21 protein-coding genes and 1 pseudogene are annotated in these 20385 nt (G+C 71.2%); 11 read left to right on the forward strand and 11 right to left on the reverse strand.

The window, feature by feature from the left end; genetic code table 11:
- From VGD70_RS29880 to VGD70_RS29895, 4 genes are all read left to right on the forward strand, one after another.
- Positions 1-1788: sensor histidine kinase (locus VGD70_RS29880; protein WP_331087222.1), on the forward strand; the 1788-nt coding region annotated here is incomplete at its 5' end.
- A complete protein-coding gene (locus VGD70_RS29885) occupies positions 1766-2179 on the forward strand; it encodes a roadblock/LC7 domain-containing protein (RefSeq protein WP_331087224.1) in 414 nt (137 codons plus the stop codon). The genes VGD70_RS29880 and VGD70_RS29885, both read left to right, overlap by 23 nt.
- The gene (locus VGD70_RS29890) at positions 2176-2538 is read left to right on the forward strand and encodes a DUF742 domain-containing protein (protein ID WP_331087226.1); all 363 of its coding nucleotides are present in this window, start codon (positions 2176-2178) and stop codon (positions 2536-2538) included. The genes VGD70_RS29885 and VGD70_RS29890 overlap by 4 nt, the downstream gene beginning before the upstream one ends.
- A complete protein-coding gene (locus VGD70_RS29895; protein ID WP_331087228.1) occupies positions 2519-3106 on the forward strand; it encodes a GTP-binding protein in 588 nt (195 codons plus the stop codon). Before VGD70_RS29890 ends, VGD70_RS29895 begins: the two co-directional genes overlap by 20 nt.
- Before the next feature lie 16 nt (positions 3107-3122).
- Here VGD70_RS29895 and VGD70_RS29900 read toward each other — a convergent pair whose 3' ends face one another.
- Together VGD70_RS29900 and VGD70_RS29905 are read right to left on the reverse strand one after the other, a co-directional pair.
- Entirely contained in the window at positions 3123-4316 is a 1194-nt protein-coding gene (locus tag VGD70_RS29900) for an RNA polymerase sigma factor (protein ID WP_331087230.1), read from the reverse strand.
- Between the two features lie 3 nt (positions 4317-4319).
- On the reverse strand, positions 4320-4688 hold the full coding sequence (locus VGD70_RS29905; RefSeq protein ID WP_331087232.1) for a YciI family protein: 369 nt from the start codon (positions 4686-4688) through the stop codon (positions 4320-4322).
- Between the two features lie 83 nt (positions 4689-4771).
- Here VGD70_RS29905 and VGD70_RS29910 point away from each other — a divergent pair, with 83 nt between their 5' ends.
- A complete protein-coding gene (locus VGD70_RS29910) occupies positions 4772-5137 on the forward strand; it encodes a VOC family protein (RefSeq protein WP_331087234.1) in 366 nt (121 codons plus the stop codon).
- Between the two features lie 4 nt (positions 5138-5141).
- On the opposite strand, the gene argS is transcribed toward VGD70_RS29910, so the two are convergent.
- Positions 5142-6821, reverse strand: a complete 1680-nt coding sequence (gene argS / locus VGD70_RS29915) for an arginine--tRNA ligase (protein ID WP_331087236.1) — start codon at positions 6819-6821, stop codon at positions 5142-5144.
- A 645-nt stretch (positions 6822-7466) separates the two neighbouring features.
- On the opposite strand from argS, the gene VGD70_RS29920 reads away from it, so the two are divergent.
- Genes VGD70_RS29920 through VGD70_RS29930 form a run of 3 tightly spaced genes read left to right on the forward strand, consistent with a single transcriptional unit; the run spans position 7467 to position 9783 of the window.
- Entirely contained in the window at positions 7467-7853 is a 387-nt protein-coding gene (locus VGD70_RS29920) for a YciI family protein (RefSeq protein WP_331087258.1), read from the forward strand.
- Entirely contained in the window at positions 7850-9064 is a 1215-nt protein-coding gene (locus VGD70_RS29925) for an RNA polymerase sigma factor (protein ID WP_331087238.1), read from the forward strand. Before VGD70_RS29920 ends, VGD70_RS29925 begins: the two co-directional genes overlap by 4 nt.
- A 44-nt stretch (positions 9065-9108) precedes the next feature.
- Positions 9109-9783, forward strand: a complete 675-nt coding sequence (locus VGD70_RS29930) for a class I SAM-dependent DNA methyltransferase (RefSeq protein WP_331087240.1) — start codon at positions 9109-9111, stop codon at positions 9781-9783.
- A gap of 12 nt (positions 9784-9795) precedes the next feature.
- Here the strand turns inward: VGD70_RS29930 and VGD70_RS29935 are convergent, their stop codons facing one another.
- The gene (locus VGD70_RS29935; RefSeq protein WP_331087260.1) at positions 9796-10653 is read right to left on the reverse strand and encodes an SAM-dependent methyltransferase; all 858 of its coding nucleotides are present in this window, start codon (positions 10651-10653) and stop codon (positions 9796-9798) included.
- Between the two features lie 305 nt (positions 10654-10958).
- On the opposite strand from VGD70_RS29935, the gene VGD70_RS29940 reads away from it, so the two are divergent.
- Positions 10959-12686: a PstS family phosphate ABC transporter substrate-binding protein gene (locus VGD70_RS29940; RefSeq protein WP_331087242.1), complete on the forward strand. Its 1728-nt coding sequence runs from the start codon at positions 10959-10961 to the stop codon at positions 12684-12686.
- Between the two features lie 264 nt (positions 12687-12950).
- Here VGD70_RS29940 and VGD70_RS29945 read toward each other — a convergent pair whose 3' ends face one another.
- Together VGD70_RS29945 and VGD70_RS29950 are read right to left on the reverse strand one after the other, a co-directional pair.
- The gene (locus tag VGD70_RS29945; protein ID WP_331087244.1) at positions 12951-13139 is read right to left on the reverse strand and encodes a hypothetical protein; all 189 of its coding nucleotides are present in this window, start codon (positions 13137-13139) and stop codon (positions 12951-12953) included.
- An 81-nt stretch (positions 13140-13220) separates the two neighbouring features.
- A complete protein-coding gene (locus tag VGD70_RS29950; protein WP_331087246.1) occupies positions 13221-13898 on the reverse strand; it encodes a spermidine synthase in 678 nt (225 codons plus the stop codon).
- A gap of 42 nt (positions 13899-13940) precedes the next feature.
- Between VGD70_RS29950 and VGD70_RS29955 the strand changes: the two genes are divergently transcribed.
- On the forward strand, positions 13941-14123 hold the full coding sequence (locus VGD70_RS29955) for a DUF1918 domain-containing protein (RefSeq protein WP_331087248.1): 183 nt from the start codon (positions 13941-13943) through the stop codon (positions 14121-14123).
- Positions 14124-14597: 474 nt separating this feature from the next.
- On the opposite strand, the gene VGD70_RS29960 is transcribed toward VGD70_RS29955, so the two are convergent.
- The 5 genes from VGD70_RS29960 to VGD70_RS29980 all read right to left on the reverse strand — a co-directional run bounded on the left by VGD70_RS29960 (position 14598) and on the right by VGD70_RS29980 (position 18309).
- Positions 14598-14999 (reverse strand): SsgA family sporulation/cell division regulator, encoded by a 402-nt coding sequence (locus VGD70_RS29960; RefSeq protein WP_331087250.1) that lies wholly within the window; start codon positions 14997-14999, stop codon positions 14598-14600.
- A gap of 147 nt (positions 15000-15146) precedes the next feature.
- A complete protein-coding gene (locus VGD70_RS29965) occupies positions 15147-16130 on the reverse strand; it encodes a malate dehydrogenase (protein WP_331087251.1) in 984 nt (327 codons plus the stop codon).
- Between the two features lie 106 nt (positions 16131-16236).
- Positions 16237-16479, reverse strand: a complete 243-nt coding sequence (locus tag VGD70_RS29970) for a DUF3017 domain-containing protein (RefSeq protein ID WP_331087262.1) — start codon at positions 16477-16479, stop codon at positions 16237-16239.
- Between the two features lie 50 nt (positions 16480-16529).
- Positions 16530-17384 carry a bifunctional methylenetetrahydrofolate dehydrogenase/methenyltetrahydrofolate cyclohydrolase gene (locus VGD70_RS29975; protein WP_331087254.1) on the reverse strand — a complete coding sequence of 285 codons (855 nt, stop codon included), beginning with the start codon at positions 17382-17384 and terminating at the stop codon, positions 16530-16532.
- Positions 17385-17397: 13 nt separating this feature from the next.
- The gene (locus tag VGD70_RS29980; protein ID WP_331087256.1) at positions 17398-18309 is read right to left on the reverse strand and encodes a DMT family transporter; all 912 of its coding nucleotides are present in this window, start codon (positions 18307-18309) and stop codon (positions 17398-17400) included.
- Positions 18310-18454: 145 nt separating this feature from the next.
- On the opposite strand from VGD70_RS29980, the pseudogene VGD70_RS29985 reads away from it, so the two are divergent.
- Positions 18455-20385 (forward strand): annotated as a pseudogene (locus VGD70_RS29985) (hypothetical protein); the annotation flags it as partial.

Consider the following 20385-nt stretch of genomic DNA (forward strand, 5'->3'; position numbering starts at 1 on the left):
GACCAGCTGCTGGCGAGCCAGCCGTGGCAGACGGTGACCCAGGTCGAAACCGCTTTCCTGCGCGGTGACCTGTCGAAGCTGCCCGTGGCGCAGGACCAGTGGCGGACCGCCGCCCGCCAGGTCGGTGACGCGCTGATGGGCATCTTCGTCGCGCAGAGCGCGAAGGCGAGCCAGGCCGCGATCGACGACGCCGACTCGACGTTCACCGAGTCGCTGATCGCCGGCGTGATCGCGGTCCTGTTCGCGGTCTTCGTCGTCTTCGTCGCCGTCCGGCTGTCGAGCCGGCTCATCGGCCGGCTGCACCGGCTGCGGGAGGACACCCTCGACGCGGCCGAGGTCCGGCTGCCCGAGCTGGTCGCCAGGGTCCGGGCGGGTGAGCCCGTCGACCTCGAAGAGGGTGGGCACTTCCTCGACCACGGCACCGACGAGATCGGCCAGGTGGCCGACGCGTTCAACAAGGCGCAGCAGACCGCCATCGCGGCCGCCATCGACGAGGCGAAGACCAGGGAGGGCACCAAGGCGGTGTTCCTCAACATCGCCCACCGCAGCCAGGTCATCGTGCACCGCCAGCTCAAGGTGCTCGACGAGGCCGAGCGCCGGCAGGAGGACCCGGAGCAGCTGGAGATGCTCTTCCAGCTCGACCACCTGTCCACCCGCGCCCGCCGCAACGCCGAGAACCTGATCATCCTCGGCGGCGGCCAGCCGGGCCGGCGCTGGCGCAACCCGGTGAGCCTCACCGAGCTCGCCCGCGGCGCGGCCGCCGAGACCGAGCACTTCGCCCGGGTCAAGATCGCCAAGCTCCCGCAGCACGCGGTCAACGGCCCGGTGGTCGGCGACCTCGTGCACCTGCTCGCCGAGCTGATCGACAACGCGACGTCGTTCTCCCCGCCCGAGTCCCGGGTCGAGGTGCGCGGCAACGTCGTCGGCCGCGGCGTGGTGCTCGAGATCGAGGACCAGGGCCTGGGCATCGAGAGCGAGCGCATCGACGAGCTCAACACGCTGCTCGCCAACCCGCCCGACTTCGGCATCATGGCGCTGTCCACCGAGCCGCGGCTGGGCCTGTTCGTGGTCGCCCGGCTGGCCGCGCGGCACGGCATCTCGGTGTCGCTGCGCGAGTCGGCCTACGGCGGCACCCGGGCGATCGTGCTGGTCCGCGCCGACCTGCTCGGCGAGGTGCCCGGCGACCGCCCGGAGCCGGCCGCCGACTCCCCTTCGGCGCCCCGGTTCTCGCCCGTTCCGCAGACCCCGGTGCCGACGGTCCAGCTCCCGATCCCGATCACCGACCTGCCGCCGCTGCCGATGGTGGCCCCGCGCCCGGGCGAGGACCTGTTCCGCCCGCAGCGCCCGGTCGAGGAGCCGGCCGATCACGCGAACGGGAGCAACGGTTCGCATGCCAACGGCGACTCCCCTACCAACGGCACCAACGGCACCGGCACCAACGGCGGTGCCCACGCCAAGCACGAGGCGCCGACCGAGCAGCACTTCCCGGTGCCGGCCCCCCAGCCGGTACGCCCACCGGAGCCTGTCGGTCAGCTCGCCCCGGGCAGGCCGCCGTTGCCGCAGCGGCGTCGCCAGCAGAACCTGGCGCCGCAGCTGCGCGAGGAGCCGGCCACGGCGTGGCCGGAGGAGGACTCCCGCGAGGACTCGCCGGACGAGGCGCGCAGTCGGCTCTCGGCGTTCCAGCGGGGTACGCGTCGGGGCCGGGAGGAGCCGGCGACCGGCGAGACCAGTTCCAGCGGCGAGAAGAGTGTGGGGAGCGTGCGCAATGGCCAACACCGCAGTGAGTGAGCTCGACTGGTTGCTCAACGATCTGGTCAAGCGCGTCGCCGGGGTGGACCGGGCCGTGGTGCTGTCCGCGGACGGGTTGCTCATCGGCAGGTCCAGCAACCTCTCCGAGGCCGACGGCGAGCACCTGTCGGCGGTGGCGTCGGCGTTCCAGAGCCTCGCGCGCGGCACCGGCCGGCACTTCGGCGGCGGGCAGGTGCGCCAGACGCTGGTGGAGATGGACCACGCGTTCCTGTTCGTCACGGCCGCCGGGCACGGCGCGTGCCTCGCGCTGCTGGCCGAGGAGTCCGCCGACGTCGGGATGATCGCCTACGAGATGAACCTGATGGTCAAGCGGGTCGGCGCGGTGCTGACCGCCAAGCCGCGCGAGGTCATGGAACGTCCGGTGCCATGAGTGCCGGCACGGAGGCCTGGTTCGACGACCCGCTGGTCCGGCCGTATGCCGTGACCGGCGGGCGCACCAGGTCGAACACGCTCGGGCTGGACCTGATCACGCTGGTGGTGGCGATGCGCGCGCCCGCCGAGGTGGTCGACCTCCAGTCCGAGTACGCGCAGATCCTCCACGTCTGCCAGCAGCCGATCTCGGTGGTGGAGGTGGCCGCGCTGGTAAATCTGCCGCTGCAGGTGGTGAAGGTCGTGCTGAGCGACCTGATCACCCGAGGTTTGATGATCTTCCGCTCCGCGACGCCCGCGCACGAAACTCCGGACCAACACGTTCTCCAGGCGGTTCTCGATGGCATCAGAAAGCTCTGACCGACGGTTCACCAGCAGGGCGGTGAAGATCGTCGTCGCCGGTGGCTTCGGCGTCGGCAAGACCACGCTGGTCGGCTCGGTCAGCGAGGTGCCACCGCTGCGCACCGAGGAGCTGATCACCGAGGCGTCGACCGGGGTGGACGACCTGGCCGGCGTGGAGACCAAGACGACGACCACGGTGGCCCTGGACTTCGGCCGGATCACCATCAACCCCGAGCTGATCCTCTACCTGTTCGGCACCCCCGGTCAGGACCGCTTCTGGTTCATGTGGGACGAGCTGGCCGTCGGCGCGCTGGGCGCCGTCGTGCTCGCCGACACCCGCCGGCTGGACTCCTGCTTTCCGGCCGTCGACTTCTTCGAGCGCCGCGGCCTCCCGTTCGTGGTGGGCGTCAACTGCTTCGACGACGCCTACCGGTACGGGACGGAGGAGGTCCGCGGTGCCCTCGACCTGGACCCGCACGTCCCGGTGCTGCTCTGCGACGCCCGCGAGCGCGACTCGACGAAGCAGGTCCTGGTGACCTTGATGCACCACGTGATGTCCGCGGCCCGGCTGGCACCCACGAGGTAGCCGGCCTCGGCGCCGGTCAGCCCATGGCCGCCGCCTTCGAGATCAGGTAGTGCCGCTCGGGCTGGCTCAGCGTGCGCCGCGCGGCCAGCTCGTAGTGCTTGCGTGCCGCGGCACGGTCCCCGGCCAGCGCGAGCAGATGCGCGCGGACCGCGTCGACCCGGTAGTGGTCCGCCAGCGCCGGGTCGGCCACCGCGACGTCCAGCTCGGCCAGGCCCTCGGTGGGACCGCGGACCATGGCGACCGCGACGATCCGGTTCAGCGTCACCATCGGGCCCGGCGACACGGTGCGCAGCAGCTCGTACAGCGTGAGGATCTGCGCCCAGTCGGTGTCACCCGCGTGTGCCGCCTCGTCGTGCACCGCCGAGATCGCGGCCTGCAGCTGGTACGGGCCGATGGGCGCGCTGGCGAGCGTGCCGGTGATCAGCTCGACGCCCTCGGCGATGAGCGCCGCGTTCCACGACGCCCTGTCCTGCTCGTCGAGCGGGACCGGCGTGCCGTCGGCGGACACGCGGGCCGGCCGGCGCGCGTCGGTGAGCAGCATCAGCGCCAGCAGGCCGGCGACCTCGCCGTCGTCGGGCAGCTGGGCCCGTAGCTGGCGGGTGAGCCGGATGGCCTCCGCGGACAGCTCGACCCGGTGCAGCGACGAGCCGGCCGACGCGGTGTAGCCCTCGTTGAAGATCAGGTACAGCACGTGCTGCACTGCCCGCAGCCGCTCGGGCAGCTCGGCCGGCGGCGGCATGGCGAAGCCCGCGGCCTTGATCCGCGCCTTGGCTCGGCTGATCCGCTGCGCGATCGTCGACTCCGGCACCAGGAACGCGCGCGCGATCTCCGCGGTGGTGAGCCCGCCGACCGCCCGCAGGGTGAGCGCGACCTGCGACGCCTCGGTGAGCGCGGGGTGGCAGCACAGGAACAGCAACGTCAGCGAGTCGTCGACGGCGGAGACCTCCGGGACGTCGGGCACCGACCGCGCGAAGACCGTCTCCTCCCGGCGCCGCCGGGCCGTGTCGCTGCGCCACAGCTCGGTCCGCCGCCGGGACGCGACCGTGATCAGCCAGGCCTTCGGGTTGTCCGGCAGCCCCTCGACCGGCCACTGCATGGCGGCCGCGAGCAGCGCCTCCTGCACGGCGTCCTCGCACGTGTCGAAGCCGCCGTGGTGGCGCACCAGCGCGGTGAGCACCTGCGGCGCGAGCTCCCGCAGCAACGTCTCCATGGCTCAGGCCAGCGCCGCGAGGTCGATGGCCGGCCGGACCTCGATGAGCCCGAGCTGCGCCTCCGGCACCTTCGCCGCGATCTCCACCGCACGCTCCTCGCTCGCGCACTCGACCAGGTAGAAGCCGACGAGGTACTCCTTGACCTCGGCGAACGGGCCGTCGGTGGTGAGCGTCCGACCCTCGGTGACCCGCACCCGCTTCGACGTGGCCGGGTCGTCGAGCGGCTCGGACGCGACCAGCTCGCCGGACTCGACCAGCTCCTTGTCCAGCGCCTCGTACGCGCCGAGCCCCGCGGCGCGGTCCTCCGGGGAGAACGTGTCCCAGATGGCCCGCGACTCGGGGTTGCTGTAGATCAGGATCAGGTACTTCACTGGCAGATCCTCTCACCGGGATGTCGAATTGGGCGGCTCGGCTTCTACGTCAGGTACGAAGGAACCGAGACAAGGAGACCACCATGTTCGAGCAGACCAGGGCGTTCAGCGGCTTCTCCGTGGACGACATCCCGGCGGCCAGGCGGTTCTACGGCGAGACGCTGGGCCTGCGGGTGTCGGAGGACCACGGCATGCTGACGCTGCACATCGCCGGCGACCGGGACACGCTGATCTACCCGAAGCCGGACCACACGCCCGCGGCGTTCACGATCCTCAACTTCCCGGTCGACGACATCGAGTCGGCGGTGGACGAGCTCGCCGCCCGCGGCGTCGAGTTCGAGAAGTACGACTTCGTCGACGCCAAGGGCATCGCCCGGGAGACGGGCCCGCTGATCGCGTGGTTCCGCGATCCGGCGGGCAACATCCTGTCCGTGATCCAGGGCGGCTGACCCGTCACATGCGTGGCGGGGCCTCGATGCCCAGTAGGTCGAGCCCGAGGACCAGCACCCGAGCCGTGAGCGCGCACAGCGCGAGCCGGCTCGCGCGCACCTCGGGCTCGGCCCGCAGCACCGGGCACCGCTCGAAGAAGCCGGTGAACGCCGTGGCCAGGCCGTACAGGTAGGTGCATAAGCGGTGGGGCTCGAGCGTGTCGCCGAGCTCGACGACGACGTCCGGCCACGCGAGCAGGGTGAGGACGAGCTCCCGCTCGGCCTGCTCGGTGACCCGGATCGGGCCGGGCTCGGCGTCCGGGCCGGCGCGCCGGAAGATCGACTGGATGCGGGCGTGCGCGTATTGCAGGTACGGGCCGGAGTTGCCCTCGAACGCGAGCATCCGGTCGTAGTCGAAGGTGTAGTCCCGCAGCCGGTCGGTGGACAGGTCGGCGTACTTGACCGCCCCGATGCCGACGGCCCTGGCCACCGAGTGGTCGCTCACCCGCTGGGTGGCCGCCGCGCGCTCGACCGCCTCGTCGAGCAGCTCGGTGAGCCTGACGGTCCGGCCCGCCCTGGTGCGCAGCATCTTCCCGTCCGCGCCGAGCATCGAGCCGAACCCGACGTGCTCCACCCGGACACCGTCGGTGAGCCACCCCGCCTCCCGGGCGGTGCGGAAGACCATCTGAAAGTGTTCCCGCTGCGGCGATCCGACGACGTACAGCAGCCGCGTGGCCTTGAGATCGTGGATCCGGTACCGGATAGCGGCGAGGTCGGTGGTGTCGTAGCCGTATCCGCCGTCGCCCTTCCGGACGATCAACGGCAGCGGCTCGCCGTCCCGGTTGGTGAACCCGCTGGGAAAGACGCATTGAGCGCCGTCGCTCTCCCGGAGCAGCCCGAGCCGTTCGAGCTCGCCGGCGACCGGCTCCAGCTGGTCGTGGTAGCCGCTCTCGCCGAGGATGTCGGCGTCGGTGAGCCGGACGCCGAGGCGGGTGTAGACGTCGTCGAAGTAGGCGACGGACCGGTCGACGAGGGCCCGCCACAGCTGCCGGGTGCGCTCGTCGCCGGACTGCAGCGCCACGACCCGGCGCCGCGAGCGGTCGCGGAAGTCGTCGTCGCCGTCGAACTTGCGCCGGGCCTCGCGGTAGAACTCGCTGAGGTCGCCCATCGATCGGCCGGTGTCGTCGGTGTCGACGAGGTGCTCGATGAGCATGCCGAAGGGCGTGCCCCAGTCGCCGACGTGGTTCTGCCGGATGACCCGGTGCCCCAGCCAGTCGAGCACCCGGACGATCGAGTCGCCGATGATGGTGGACCGCAGATGGCCGACGTGCATCTCCTTGGCGGCGTTGGGCCCGGAGTAGTCGACGACGACGGTCTCCGGGCTGTCCGTGGCGGCAACCCCGAGCCTGCCGTCGCCCGACATCGCACCGGCCATTGTGGACAGAACGTCGTCGCGGATCGTCAGGTTGATGAACCCGGGCCCCGCGACCTCCGCCGTCACACAGAGATCCGCGAGGTCGTCGTGCGCGAGCACGGCGGCCGCCACGTCCCGCGGCGCCCGCCCGACCCGGCGCGCGGCGCTCAACGCGCCATCGGCCTGGAAGTGCGCCCGCTGGGATCGACGCACCGCAGGATCCACCGACTCACCGACGACCGCCCCCAAGGCAGCCCCGAGACGCGCATCAAGGATCGCGGAAAGACTCATACCCCGAAGATAACGAGCGACGCCAACGGATTCCCCGCCAAAGCCCCGCGAGAGCCGAGTTGTCCACAACCCACCCACCTATCCACAAGTCGATCTTGCAACCCCCCTCCACCGCCCCCCACCGGTAGACTGGATCACGGGGTGCCCCCGGAGTGGGCGGGGGCTGCCGTCGTGTGGGCGCACGCGCGCGAGCGTTGCCCTCTCGGTGGTCCACAAGCGACTGAAGTTCTCCCGGCGCTTGACTTCGACAATGGTCGAGGTATCACACCTGGGCAAGGTGCCGACCAAGATCGGGATCAGCCTGCCCACCATGCCGCGTCCCGGTCGGCCCGTGTGCCCAACGTCCCGCGCCTCGCGCGAGCTCGAGCAGCTCGGGTTCGAGTCGATCTGGGTCCCCGATGTGCGGACCGGCACCGGCATGCCCACCCTCGAGGCGATCACCACGCTCGCCGCCGCGCAGCCGGCGCGGAGCGGGTCACCACCTCGCCGCAGGCCACCGACGAGGCCCCCTGGCTGCGGCATGCGAGGTCATCGTGGAAGCCGCGAAAAACTGCGCGAAACTGTAGAGGACGCGTAGCGTGCTTCGACGTCCCCACGAAGGCGCCACGAGGGGCGCCACCACGTGAGGAGAACGCCGTGAAGTACATGCTGCTGATGATGACCACCGACATCGGCCACCCGCCCATCACCCAGTGGGACCCGGTGGACGTCAAGGCGCACATCGAGTTCATGCGGGAGTTCAGTCAGAGCCTCGTCACGTCCGGCGAGCTGGTCGACGGCCAGGGCCTGGCCATGCCGGACCACGCCAAGATCGTCACCGCGCGGGACGGCGCCGCGCCCGCGGTCACCGACGGCCCGTTCCCGGAGTCGAAGGAGTTCCTCGCCGGCTACTGGATCGTCGACGTCGACAGCCCGGACCGGGCGCTCGAGATCGCCGCCGAGGCGTCCGCCTCGCCCGGACCCCATGGGGTGAAGCTGAACCATCCGATCGAGGTGCGCCAGGTGATGTCCGGCCCTGACGGAGACGTGTGACCGCTGCCGACACCCGCGCCGAGGACCTGCTGCGTGCGCTCGCGCCGCAGGTCCTCGGCGCGCTGATGCGCCGCTACGACGACTTCGCCGCGGCCGAGGACGCCGTGCAGGAGGCGTTGATCGCCGCGGCCGGCCAGTGGCCGCGCGACGGCGTGCCGGACTATCCGCGCGGCTGGCTCATCCAGGTCGCGTCCCGGCGGATGACCGACCAGCTGCGCAACGAGCAGGCCAGGCGGCGGCGCGAGGACCTGGTCGCCACGCAGCCGCCGTCCGACGCGGTCGTGCCGGACACCGACGACACGCTCGTCGTGCTTTTCATGTGCTGCCACCCCGCGCTCAAACCGGCGGCCGCGATCGCGCTCACCCTGCGGGCGGTCGGCGGCCTGACCACCGCCGAGATCGCGACCGCGTTCCTGATCCCGGAAGCCACGATGGCGCAGCGCATCAGCCGAGCGAAGCAGAAGATCAAGTCCTCCGGCCTCCCGTTCCAGCTCCCGACCGACGCCGAGCATCCGGCCCGGCTGCGCACGGTGCTGCACGTCCTGTACCTGATCTTCAACGAGGGCCACACCGCGTCCGCCGGTGCCGCGCTGCACCGGGTCGAGCTGTCCGCCGAGGCCATCCGCCTGGCGCGGGCCGTGCGCCGCCTGCTGCCCGACGACAGCGAGGTGGCCGGCCTGCTGGCGCTGATGCTGCTCACCGACGCGCGCCGCCCCGCCCGCACCCGCGCCGACGGAACGCTGGTCCCGCTGGCCGAGCAGGACCGGTCGCGGTGGGACCCGGCGCTGATCGCGGAGGGCGTCGCGCTGATCACCGAGACGCTGCCGAAGGGTCCGGTCGGGCCGTACCAGGTGCAGGCCGCGATCAACGCCGTGCACGACGAGGCCGCCGACGCGTCCGAGACGGACTGGCCGCAGATCCTGGCCCTGTACGGCGTGCTGGAGAGCCTGACCGACAACCCGATGGTGACCCTGAACCAGGCGATCGCGACCGCGATGGTCCACGGCCCGGCCCGCGGCCTGGCCCTGCTGGAGACGCTGACCGACCGCCTGGCGAACCACCACCGCCTGCACGCCGTCCGCGCCCACCTGCTGGAGATGGCCGGCGACCATGAGGCCGCGGTGGCGCAGTACCGCCTGGCAGCCAACCGAACGACGAGCGTCCCGGAACGCCACTACCTGATGCACCGCGCCGCCCAGCTGAGCCCGTGATCACGGGCCGCGGCTGTCGGACCTGGCCATTACTCTCCATCGCCATGGCCGACGCACCGTTTCTCGCCGCCACCCGGGACGCCTACGACGCCGTGGCCGTCGAGTACGCCGACATGGTCAGCTCACACCTGGACGACGCGCCCCTCGACCGGGCGCTGCTGGCCGTCTTCGCGGAGCTGGTGCGCGCCGGCGGTAACGGCCCTGTCGCCGATGTCGGCTGCGGGCCCGGTCGGGTGACGATCCTGTTGGACCGCCTGGGGCTGGACGCGTTCGGCATCGACCTGTCGCCCGGGATGGTCGCGCTTGCCCGGCGTACGCATCCGAAGCTGCGGTTCGAGGTGGGGTCGATGTTCGCCCTGGACCTGCCGGCCGCTTCCCTCGGCGGGCTGCTCGCCTACTTCTCGATCATCCACACCCCGTGGGAGCGGCGACCCGAGGTCTTTGCCGAGTTTCACCGGGTGCTCGCGCCGGGTGGGTACCTGATGCTCGTCTTCCAGATCGGCGACGAGCAGGGTCACCGCGACGAGGCCTTCGGGAAGCCGGTCGCCCTTGACTGGTACCGGCAGCGGCCGGACGAGGTCGTCCAGTTGTTGCGCGACGCCGGCTTCGATCTGTGGGCCACGGTCGTGCGCGAGAGTGACGGCACGGAGAGGCCCCCGCTGGGTTACGTGCTGGCGTCCACAAAGGACAAGGCCACGCCCGGTACGGCGGGGCCTTGACCGAAGCGGGGGTCAGGGCTTGCGGCCGACCACGGCGGCGCTGCACTGCTCGACCTGGCTCAGCGGCCGCAGCTTCGGCCCGTCCGGCCACCACATGTCCGACAGCTCCAGGCCACCCGGCTTGCCGGGCCCTGGCGAGATGATCTCCAGCCCAGGCAGGAAAGCCAGGATCTGCTCACGCGTCCGGAACATGCCCGAACCCATCGGGCTGTGGACGAACACGTTCTCCATCTTGCGAGCGAGTGCCGAGTGCTCGGGAGTCTCCGGGTCGAAGAAATGCGAGACCGCCACGAAACTGCCCGACGGCAGCGCGTCGATGTATTCCTTCATCAGCTCGGCACCGTTGTCCGCCGTGTAATGGTGCAGCGTCCCCACGTGCAGCAGCCCGATCGGCTTCGAGAAGTCGAGGTGCTTCTGCACCAACTCGCTGTTCAGCACCTCTGCCGGCTGGAAGATGTCCGCCGACACGAAATGCGTGAAGTCGTTGTCGGTCAGCAAGGCCTGGCCGTGCGCGATCACGACCGGGTCGTTGTCGACATACACGACCCGCGCCTCCGGATCGATCCGCTGCGCGATCTGGTGCGTGTTCTCGGCGGTCGGCAAACCCGAGCCGCAGTCGAGGAACTGGCGAATCCCGCCCTGGTCGGCGAGGAACCGAACGGCCCGGGTGAGGAAGTTCCGGTTCGACCACGCGAGGTCGTTCACCTCCGGGGCGACCTGACGCACCTGCGCCAGAACCTCGCGGTCGATGTCGTAGTTGTCCTTGCCTCCCAACGCCGCGTCGTACACCCGGGCGATGCTCGCCCTCGTCGGGTCGACACCGACGGGCACCGAACTCGGCGCGTCGTAATTGGACGCGGTCTCCGACATCGCAAACCTCACAACCCACGAACTCCACGGACCGACCCAGAGTAGCGACGCACCGACAGCAGAGTAAACGCGGTGTTGATCATCCGGACGGGTGAAATCGCCCGTGCATCTGCACATGCGCAGGTCGCACCGCTCCACCCGCCCTGGTCAATGATGTGCAAATTGCAAAAAGGTCACCCGTTCGGTCTAGCCCGTGCCCGTCGGCGACAAGCAGCTGAACCCGAGATGAACGAACGTGAAATCCGCGCCGCGTGCCCGAGCCGCGCTCCTAGACTTACAAGATCACCTAGCGGAGGCACGTCACTGTGGGCATTGGTCAGCTGGCGCAGACCCTGCTGGAAATCCTGCTCTCGGGCGAGGGCACCGTCATTCTCGGCATCGCGGCGGTCGTCGCGATCCTCTCCCCGGTCGTCCAGCGCTACGTCGCCAACCGCAAGCGTGTCCTCTACCGCGTCCAGCACGACTCCAAGATCGGCCTCAGCTTCGACCTCCACGACGTCAACGACGCCGACGAGCACGCCCACGAGGAGCTGATCGACATCGCCCGCCTCGTCGACCAGCTCACGATCGTCGTCATCCGAATCCGCAACTCCGGCGGTGACGTCTCCCTCGCCGACCTCGACGGCCCGGTCGAGTTCACCTTCGGCGCCCGCGAGATCTGGAACGCCCGCATCTCCGACCCGAGCGAGCCCACGCACCGCGAGGCCCTGGTCGCGAGCCTCGAGTTCACCCCGGCCGGCGGACCGCAGACCACGAACGGCGGCCAGCCGAAGCCGACCGTCCCGACGACCCTGCCCAACGTCCGCGGCACGCTCCCCCAGCGCATCCTCAAGGCCATCCGCAGCTCGCCGACCGAGCCAGCGCCGGTGCCGGACCCCGAGCCGGAACCACCGCCGCCGGCGCCGACCGGCATCCTCCTCAAGGCCACGCTTTCCTTACAGGCCAAGGAGAAGTTCAAGCTCGTCGTCGTCCTGCACGAGCCGCCGGGCAACCCGAGCGGCGAGCTGACGAAGGGTGTCACCGGCCCGGCCGGCAAGAAGCGGATCAAGGACGAGCGGACGGTCCGGCGGGCCACCTGGCCGCTGGTCACCGCGGCGCTCGGGGTGCTCGTGGCCGGCGTGCTGGTGGCGGCGAACGTGTTCATCAACGCGAGAACGGTGGCGGGCCCGGCCGTCGAGTGCGCGTCCGGCGAGCTGGCCGTGGTCGGCTCCAGCGCGTTCGCGCCGAGCATGAGCAGCATCGCCAAGGAGTACACGCGCTCCTGCGGCGATGCCGCGATCACCGTGACGCCGACCGGCAGCATCAACGGCGTCCGCGAGGTGGCCGGGGTCGAGCCGGCGCAGCGGCACACGAAGGCGGCGCTGTCCGACGGCAAGGTCGGTGAGGCCACCGCGGAGCTCGTCCCGCAACCGATCGCGGTGATCGTCTACACGATGGTGGTCAACAACTCGGTGGGGCTGGACCGGTTGACGGACAACCAGATCCGCGCCATCTACGCGGGGCGCTACCGCAACTGGAACGAGCTGCGGCCCGGCCCGTCGCTGCCGATCCGGATCGTGGGCCGCGGCGGGGAGTCCGGCTCGCGCAAGACGTTCGAGCAGACGATGCTCGGCGGCCTGCCCGAGGGGGCGCTCACGTCGGACTCGTGCGAGACCGCCAACCGCAGCCCGACGTCGCCGACGATCCTGTGCGAGCGCGGCACGGAGGCCGAGGTGCTCGACGAGGTGAGCTCGACGCCGGGCGCCCTCGGCTACGTCGACCTCCCGTCGGCGAACGAGGCGAAGGTGGCCAAGCGCCCGCTGACCGTGCTGCGGCTGGGCACGCAGTACCCGGACGTCAGCAGCATCTCCGCGGGCTATCCTTTTTGGACGATCGAGTACCTGTACACGAACGGCGAGCCCGCGGCCGGCACGCTGCTGGCGTCGTTCATCGACTACCTGCACAGCGGCACCGCCCGCGCCGAACTGGCCGACGACGGCTACACGCCGTGCATCGGCAAGGACGGCCAGCCCTACCTGCTGTGCCACGACTGACCCAACCACCCGTCTGAGCGATGCACGAAACCGAAACCCCACGTACGCGCGCGCGTGCAGAACGCCAGAAACGCAGGCCCCCACCCACTCCGGGGGCACCCCTCAACGCCAGTCTATCGGTTGGTACCGACGAAAACGGCGTTTGTGGTCGGGCTGTGGACAACTGGATTCGTTGTGGATAACCGGGTTCCGTGCGGATCGAGTCGCGCGGAACTGTCGGTGATGCCCAGTACGCTGGATTCCGGGGGGCCGAAGGCCAAGCCGTCAGCGGCGCAGGCTTCGGGCTGCCGCCGTCACGCACAGTCCGGTGATCACCATCAGCGAGACCGCCAGCACCAGTGGCCACATCCGGGCGGTGCTCAGCGCGAGCATGAAGTTCAGCACCGCGCCGGCGAGGTAGAGCGCGGCCAGGGCAAGCCAAGCGAGCGCAGGGTGTAACAGCACGGTGCGCACGTGCGGATGCGGGCGGCGTCGAAGCATCGGCGGCACCTCCAGATCCGATATGCAGATCAGTCGCGACACTCCGGCTTTTAGTTACCGTGTCGGCGATTTCGATGCTATTAACGGAACGCGGGTGACGAAAACCAAATCCGGCTCGCCGCGCGGAACGGGCACCGAAAGCGTCTCGACCGGGCCGAACCGGGCGGCCAGACGCGCCGCGAACGCCGAGCTCACACCCGCGCTCCACACGGCCAGCACACCACCGGGCTCGAGCGCGCCGGCCAGCATGTCGAGGCCCGCGTCGACGTAGAGCGCGGCGTTCCCCTCCGTGACCGTCCAATCAGGACCGTTGTCGATGTCCAGGCAGATGCCCGCGAACCGCTCGCCGGAGGCCGGCAGCCAGGTCAGCAGGTCGACCGCGACGCACCGGGCGCGCGGGTCGGCGAGGGCGTCGCCGTGCCGCGACTTCAGCGGGCCGCGGTTCCACGCGATCACGGCGTCCTCCCGCTCGACCACGACGACCTCGCTCACCCGAGGGTGGTCGAGCGCGGCCCGGAGCGAGAAGCCGACACCGAGCCCGCCGACGAGCAGCCGCCCGGGCGGCATCCGGTCGGCGACGGCGGCGACCATGAGGCGCTCGGACCGGCCGTTGCGCGTGTCCATGATGAACACGCCGTTGGCGATGATCTCGAAGTCGTCACCCACTTGGCGTAGGACGAGCTCGCCGCAGACCCCCTCGACCCGGTCGAGAACAACGGGCTCTTCGCTCATTCCGGTCAGCCTAGCTACCCTGTGTGGGCGGGAGGTGTTCTCATGCGAGCGACAATCGGTGACCGCCTACACGTCCACGGTCGCAACGTTGGCAACCCCGACCAGTTGGCAGAGATCGTCGAGGTCCGAGGTGACGACGGCGGACCGCCCTACCTGGTGCGATTCCCGGACGGCCACGAGAGCCTGATCTTCCCCGGCCCCGACTGCGTGGTCGAACACGCCTAGCCACGCGAGCCCATCCACCCCAACGAGCGATGCGCGAACGCGCGTGCGCGCGTACTGCGCGCGCGTGCAGAACGCCAGAAACGTAAAGCCCCCACCCACTCCGGGGGCACCCCTCAGCGCCAGTCTATCGGTGGGTACCGACAGAAGAGAGGCGCAAGATCGACTTGTGGACAAGTGGGCGAGTTGTGGATAACTGCTGGCCTGGCCAGCCGTTAGCGGCGGAAACTGTCGGTGGCCAGCCGTAGGGAGATTTCGGGGGGCCGGAGGCCGCGGTGGTGTCCGGCCCGGGACCGCCGCCTGAGACTGCCGCTTGGGCATGTCGCCAGAGGCCGGCGCGCGAGGTAGTCGTCGGACGGCGGCCAGTGCCCGAGGTCGCCGCCAGGGTTCGCGGCCGGATGGGCAGAGGGCCGATACGGCGGAACGGCGCTTTCCGGGGTCCAGGGCCGGAAAGCGCCGTTCGTTGACCGCGCCCGGTCAGACTCGGGTCAGCTCGTCGATCAGGGCGTCGACGTCGAAGTGGGCGCTCTCCTCGCCCAGGGGGACGACCTGCTCGGTCGCCGAGAGGAACGACGCGACGCCTTCGTGGTCGAGTTCCAGCTCCGCGTAGCCCTCGGGGGACTCGATCTCCACGACCAGCATCGTCAGGCCGTTCTCGGCCTCCGGGTGCAGGCGGACGTCACCGACGCCGGCGGGGCCCGTCAGGCCCTCGACCAGCAGGTCGCGCGAGAACGCCCACTCGACCCAGCGGTCGCGCTGCGTCTGGAACGCTGCGGTGACCGTGAACGGCTGGTCGGCGCGGTAGGACCAGCGCGAACGAACCGGCGTGGTGCCGTCGTAGAGCGACACGAGCTCTGCGTGGATGCCTTCGTTGGTCATGTCTGGCCCTCCTCCTTCGATCCGCCGTTTGGGCGCGGGTCGGTCGAAGGTGAGATGACCAGGGGGTTCGCTCGTGATGCGAAGTGAACGCAGGTTCACGCGATCCGGTGTTAGCGGGGCCACACCGGTAACGCCTGACCAGGCGATTCAGATAAGCCCGAGGCCCTGAACGGCGTCGCGCTCCTCCACGAGCTCGGCGACCGACGCGTCGATCTTCGAGCGGGAGAAGTCGTCGATCTCCAGGCCCTGGATGATCTCCCACTCACCATTGGCGCAGCGCACGGGGAACGACGAGATCAGGCCCTCCGGCACGCCGTACGAGCCGTCCGACACCACGGCCATCGACGTCCAGTCGGTGCCGTTGACCCAGTCATGCACGTGGTCGACGGCGGCGTTGGCGGCCGACGCGGCCGACGACGCGCCTCGCGCCTCGATGATCGCCGCGCCGCGCTTGGCCACGGTGGGGATGAATGTGTCGCGCAGCCAGGCGTCGTCGTTCACCGCGGCGGCCGCGGTCCGGCCGCCGACCTCCGCGTGGAACAGGTCCGGGTACTGCGTGGCGGAGTGGTTGCCCCAGATCGTCATCTTCGAGATGTCGGTGACCGACACACCCAGCTTCGCGGCTAGCTGCGACAGCGCGCGGTTGTGGTCGAGCCGCGTCATCGCGGTGAACCGCTCGGCGGGGACGTCCGGCGCGTGCGAGCGGGCGATCAGCGCGTTCGTGTTGGCCGGGTTGCCGACCACCAGCACGCGCACGTCCGAGGCGGCACCGGCGTTGATCGCCTCGCCCTGCGGCTTGAAGATGCCGCCGTTGGCCTCGAGCAGGTCACCGCGCTCCATCCCCTTGGTGCGCGGGCGGGCGCCGACGAGCAGCGCCACGTCGACGCCGTCGAAGGCGTGCTTCGGGTCGTCGGTGATGTCGACGCCGGCGAGCAGCGGGAAGGCGCAGTCGTCGAGCTCCATGGCGGTGCCCTCGGCGGCCTTGAGCGCCGGTGGGATCTCCAGCAGCGACAGGCGCACGGGCGTGTCGGGCCCGAGGAGCTGGCCGGATGCGATGCGGAACAGCAGTGCGTAGCCGATCTGGCCGGCGGCACCGGTGACGGTGACCTTGACGGCAGCCTTGCTTGCCACGGGGAAGACCCTCCCGAAAGAGACGTGAGAACCGGTGCTCGGAGGCTAGCAACCAGGTACGCACGGGGCCTCGGTGGGAGCGCACCGTCACAGGTGATGTGCCAGCTCAGTTGTTGAGCGGGCCGCCCTCGATCGTGAGCGCCACGGCCATCATGCAGAAGCCGAACGCCGTGTAGGTCAGCACGTCCACACCGCGGCCGCGGATCGCGATCAACCCGGCCTGGTCCTCGCGCAGCAACGCGCGCAGCGCCGCCGCCAGGATGAGCGCGGCGCCGATCAGCACCGTCCCCTGCCGCCAGTGGTAGAGCACGATCCGGAGCAGGCCCAGCGCGACCACCGCGAGCACCATCCCGAACGGGAGGTGCGAGAGGACCGGGTGCCGGCGACGTTGCGGCGTGGTCACTGGTCGAGCCCCCGCTCGGCCGCGTTCACCGTGTTCGCCAGGAGCATCGCGATGGTCATCGGGCCCACTCCGCCGGGCATCGGCGCCAGGTACGACGCGACCTCGCGCACGTCCGGGTGCACGTCGCCGACGAGGCCCTGGTCGGTCCTGGTGATGCCGACGTCCAGCACGGCCGCGCCGGGCTTGACCATGTCGGCGGTGATCAGCGCGGGGTTGCCGGCGGCGGCCACGACGATGTCGGCGCGGCGGACCTCGGCCGCCAGGTCCTTGGTGCCGGTGTGGCACAAGGTGACCGTGGCGTTCTCGCTGCGGCGGGTGAGCAGCAGGCCGAGCGGCCGGCCGACCGTGACGCCGCGGCCGACGACGGTGACGTTCGCGCCGGCGATGGTGACGTCGTAGCGCTTGAGCAGCTCGATGATGCCGAGCGGCGTGCACGGCAGCGGGCCGGTCTCGCCGAGAACGAGCCTGCCGAGGTTCATGGGGTGCAGGCCGTCGGAGTCCTTGGCCGGGTCGACCCGCTCGAGCGCGGCGCCGGCGTCGAGCTGGCCGGGCAGCGGCAGCTGGATGAGGTAGCCGGTGCACGCGGGGTCGGCGTTGAGCTCGTCGATGACCTCGTTGAGCTGGGCCTGCGTGGTGTCCGCGGGGAGGTCGCGGCGGATGGAGTTGAGGCCGACCTTGGCGCAGGCGTTGTGCTTGCCGCGCACGTAGGCGTGCGAGCCGGGATCGTCGCCGACGAGGACCGTGCCGAGGCCGGGCACGACGCCCCGGTCGGCGAGCGCGGTGACGCGCTTGCGGAGGTCGTCGAAGATGGCGTCGCGGGTGGCCTTGCCGTCCAGGATCGTCGCGGTCACGCCCGCCATCCTCTCACCGCCGGATCGCGGCCACGCCGACCGCCACCATCGTGATGGCCGTGCCGATGAGGCCGGTGGTGGACAGGCCGCCGCCCGCGGTGGGGACGACCAGGTCGAGCAGCACGGCCCCGATGAGCTGGCCGGCGACCGAGCTGAGGCCGAGCAGGAGGACGCCGGTGAGCTTGACCGCGCTGACCGCGGTGAGGATGGCGACGATGCCGAGCGGGCCGCCGACGTAGTACCACCACACGCCGGGCGGCGCGTGCGGCAGTCCCCTGATGGCCAGGTCGACGAGCGCGGCGAGGATCAGCGCGCCGGTGCCGACGGAGAAGTTGACGAGCGTGGGCACGACGACGTTGTCGGACTCGACCCGGACCAGGCCGTTGACCGCGGTCTGCCAGGCGAGGCCGAGACCGGCGATGGCCGGGAGCAGGGCCCACCACAGTCCGCCCGCCTCTCCGATGGCGGCGTGGTCGGACACCGCGATGATCACGGCGACGACGGCGAGGAGCGCGCCGAGCGCCCTGGGCGGCGTGATCGGCTCGGCCGCGCCGGGGCCGAGACCCGCCCTGTCGACAGCGAGGCTCGCGACGACCTGCCCGGCCACGACCGCGACGGTGAAGACGGCGACCCCCAAGATCGAGACCGTGAACCCCTGGGACGTGACGAGGAAGGCCCCGCAGGCGCCGCCGAGGCACTGCCAGGGGCGCAGCCGGCCGCCGCGTACGCTGGATCGGAGCCGGATCAGCCCGGCACGGGCCGATGGCGTGACGGAAACGGCCGCGACCAGCAGGACGGTGCCGATGCCGAACGAGATGAGTGCGGCGAACACGCCGTCGTTCATGAGATGCCCGAGCTGACCGTTGACCCGGCCCTGAACGGCGAGCGCCACCCCGCCCACCGCGGCGAGGGCGGCGCCCGCCACCCGTACACGTGCGGGCGGAAGATGTGGTGAGGAGATCACGTGTCGACATCCTCGCCCACGGTCTTGCGGGGTACGCCACTGGGCAGGTAGAGAGCTTGCCGAGGCTTGCCAAGCCGGTGCCGGATCGACAAGGGAAGATGTGAGCGTGGCACAACCGACCCAGCTAACCCCGACTGAGCAGGACGCCCTGGTCAAGCAGATCGGACTGGCGATGCTGCGGGTCGCGCCAGACGACTGGGAGCAGCTGACCGTCGACTATCGCGCGGTGGGCCGCTACTCGGAGTCGACGGGCCAGGTCGTCTACACGGACGGCGGCACCGAGCCGTGGACGATGCCTGCCGATCTGCAGGGACTTTTCGCGCGGTTGCGCGGGGGCATGTACCGCGAGGGACGCGGGACGTGGTTCAACGCGCGCTACCGGCTCGACCACCCGTCGTCGTACAACCTGGAGTACGACCGGGAGGAGCCGACCTGGGACCTGGCGCCACCTCCGCAGGCGTACCCCGATGACATGCGGCTGTTCCCGCGGACCGACGACAACGTGCCGTCGTGGCTGCGCCGTCGGCTGGCCTCCGCGCCGCCGCCGCGGTTCCGGGTGGCCCGGATCTTCGACGGGCCCGGACCGGACGGCCGGCCCTCGGTGTCACGGCCGCCGCTCTCGGTGGACGTGCACGACCTGCTCGACTACCTCGACGGGGCGCCGCTCACCGGGCCCCCGCGGGGTTATGACGTCGACCGGCTCGACCCGGATGGCCGGCCGTCGGTGCCGGTGGCGTTCCACACGGACGGGACGTGGATCTGGCCCGCCGCGGTCAACTACTACCTGCGGGATCACGACATCCCGCCGGAGCCGGAGCTCGTCGACCACATCGTGCGGCAGGGTTTTCAGGTGCCGTCGCTGGATGAGGCGGTGCGGTCGGCTGCGGCGGCGTTCCTGGGTGGGCCTGGGCCTGGCCCCGGTGGTCCCGGGCCCGGTCCTGGTGTTGGTGGTCCCGGCGGTCCTGGCCATGGTGCCGGGCCCGGTGGTCCGGGTGGTCCTCCGCCGCGGCCCGCGCCGACCCGGGCGCTGCCGGTCCCGGCCGCGGCGACGCAGCTGGTCCGGCCGCCCGACGCCTCGGGCATGCCGCCGGCGGCGCTGCCGTCGCAGGGCCCGCCCGGCGTGACGGTCGACGCGTTGCGGACGCGGCTGGCGGACCTGAACATTCCCGCGTCGGCGTTCCACATCGGCCCGCCCGCCGGCCAGGCGTGGACGATGGACCAGACGGACGACGGCTGGCGGGTCGGCTGGTTCGACAACGGCTTCGTCGCGCCGGCGATGTTCGAGGACGTGGCGGACGCGTCGGCGTTCCTGCTGGGCAAGCTGCTGCTGGACGCCGAGCGCTGGCAAGGACAGCGGGGCGCCCAGGTGCCGCCGCCGATGCCGACCGTGGTGGCCCCACCGCCACGCCCCGGCCCCGACGCGGACCCGACCGTGTTCGGCCACCGCCCGGACGCGGACCCGACTGTGTTCAGCCACCGCCCCGACGCGGATCCAACCGTCTTCGGCCACCGCCCCGACGCCGACCCGACTGTCTTCGGCCACCGCGCGGACGCCGACCCGGCCGCGACCGCCTTCGCGGAGCCGGGTTTCGGCCACGACGCCGATCGCCCCGGTCGCCGCGCCGGCGCGAACGGCCGCCCGGACGCGGCCTTTGGCATGGCCGGCCCCGGCCGGCCGGAAGGCCAGGATTTCGGTGGGCCCGACGTCGAGCCTGACGCTTACGGCATGCCCGCCCCCGAAGGCGCCGGACGCCCCGGCGAGCCGGGTGGCCATGGCGGGCATTCCGGTCCGGAAGGTGCCGGACGTCGCGGCGAGCCGGGTGGCTTTGGTGGACACGGCGGTCCGGAAGGCGGCCCCGGCTACCAGGGCCCCGACGGCGACCCCGGCCCCTTCGGCCTCCCCCGCCGCGGCGGGCCGGAGGCCGGGCGTCCCGGGTTCCGCGGCCCCGGGGGCGAACGGGGAACGTTCGGCGTGCCCGGACACGACGACCCGGACGGCGGCGACCCAGGGTTCCGCGACCCAGACGGCGAGCCGGG

The sequence above is a fragment of the Actinophytocola sp. genome, from assembly GCF_036402745.1.
GTDB lineage: Bacteria > Actinomycetota > Actinomycetes > Mycobacteriales > Pseudonocardiaceae > Actinophytocola.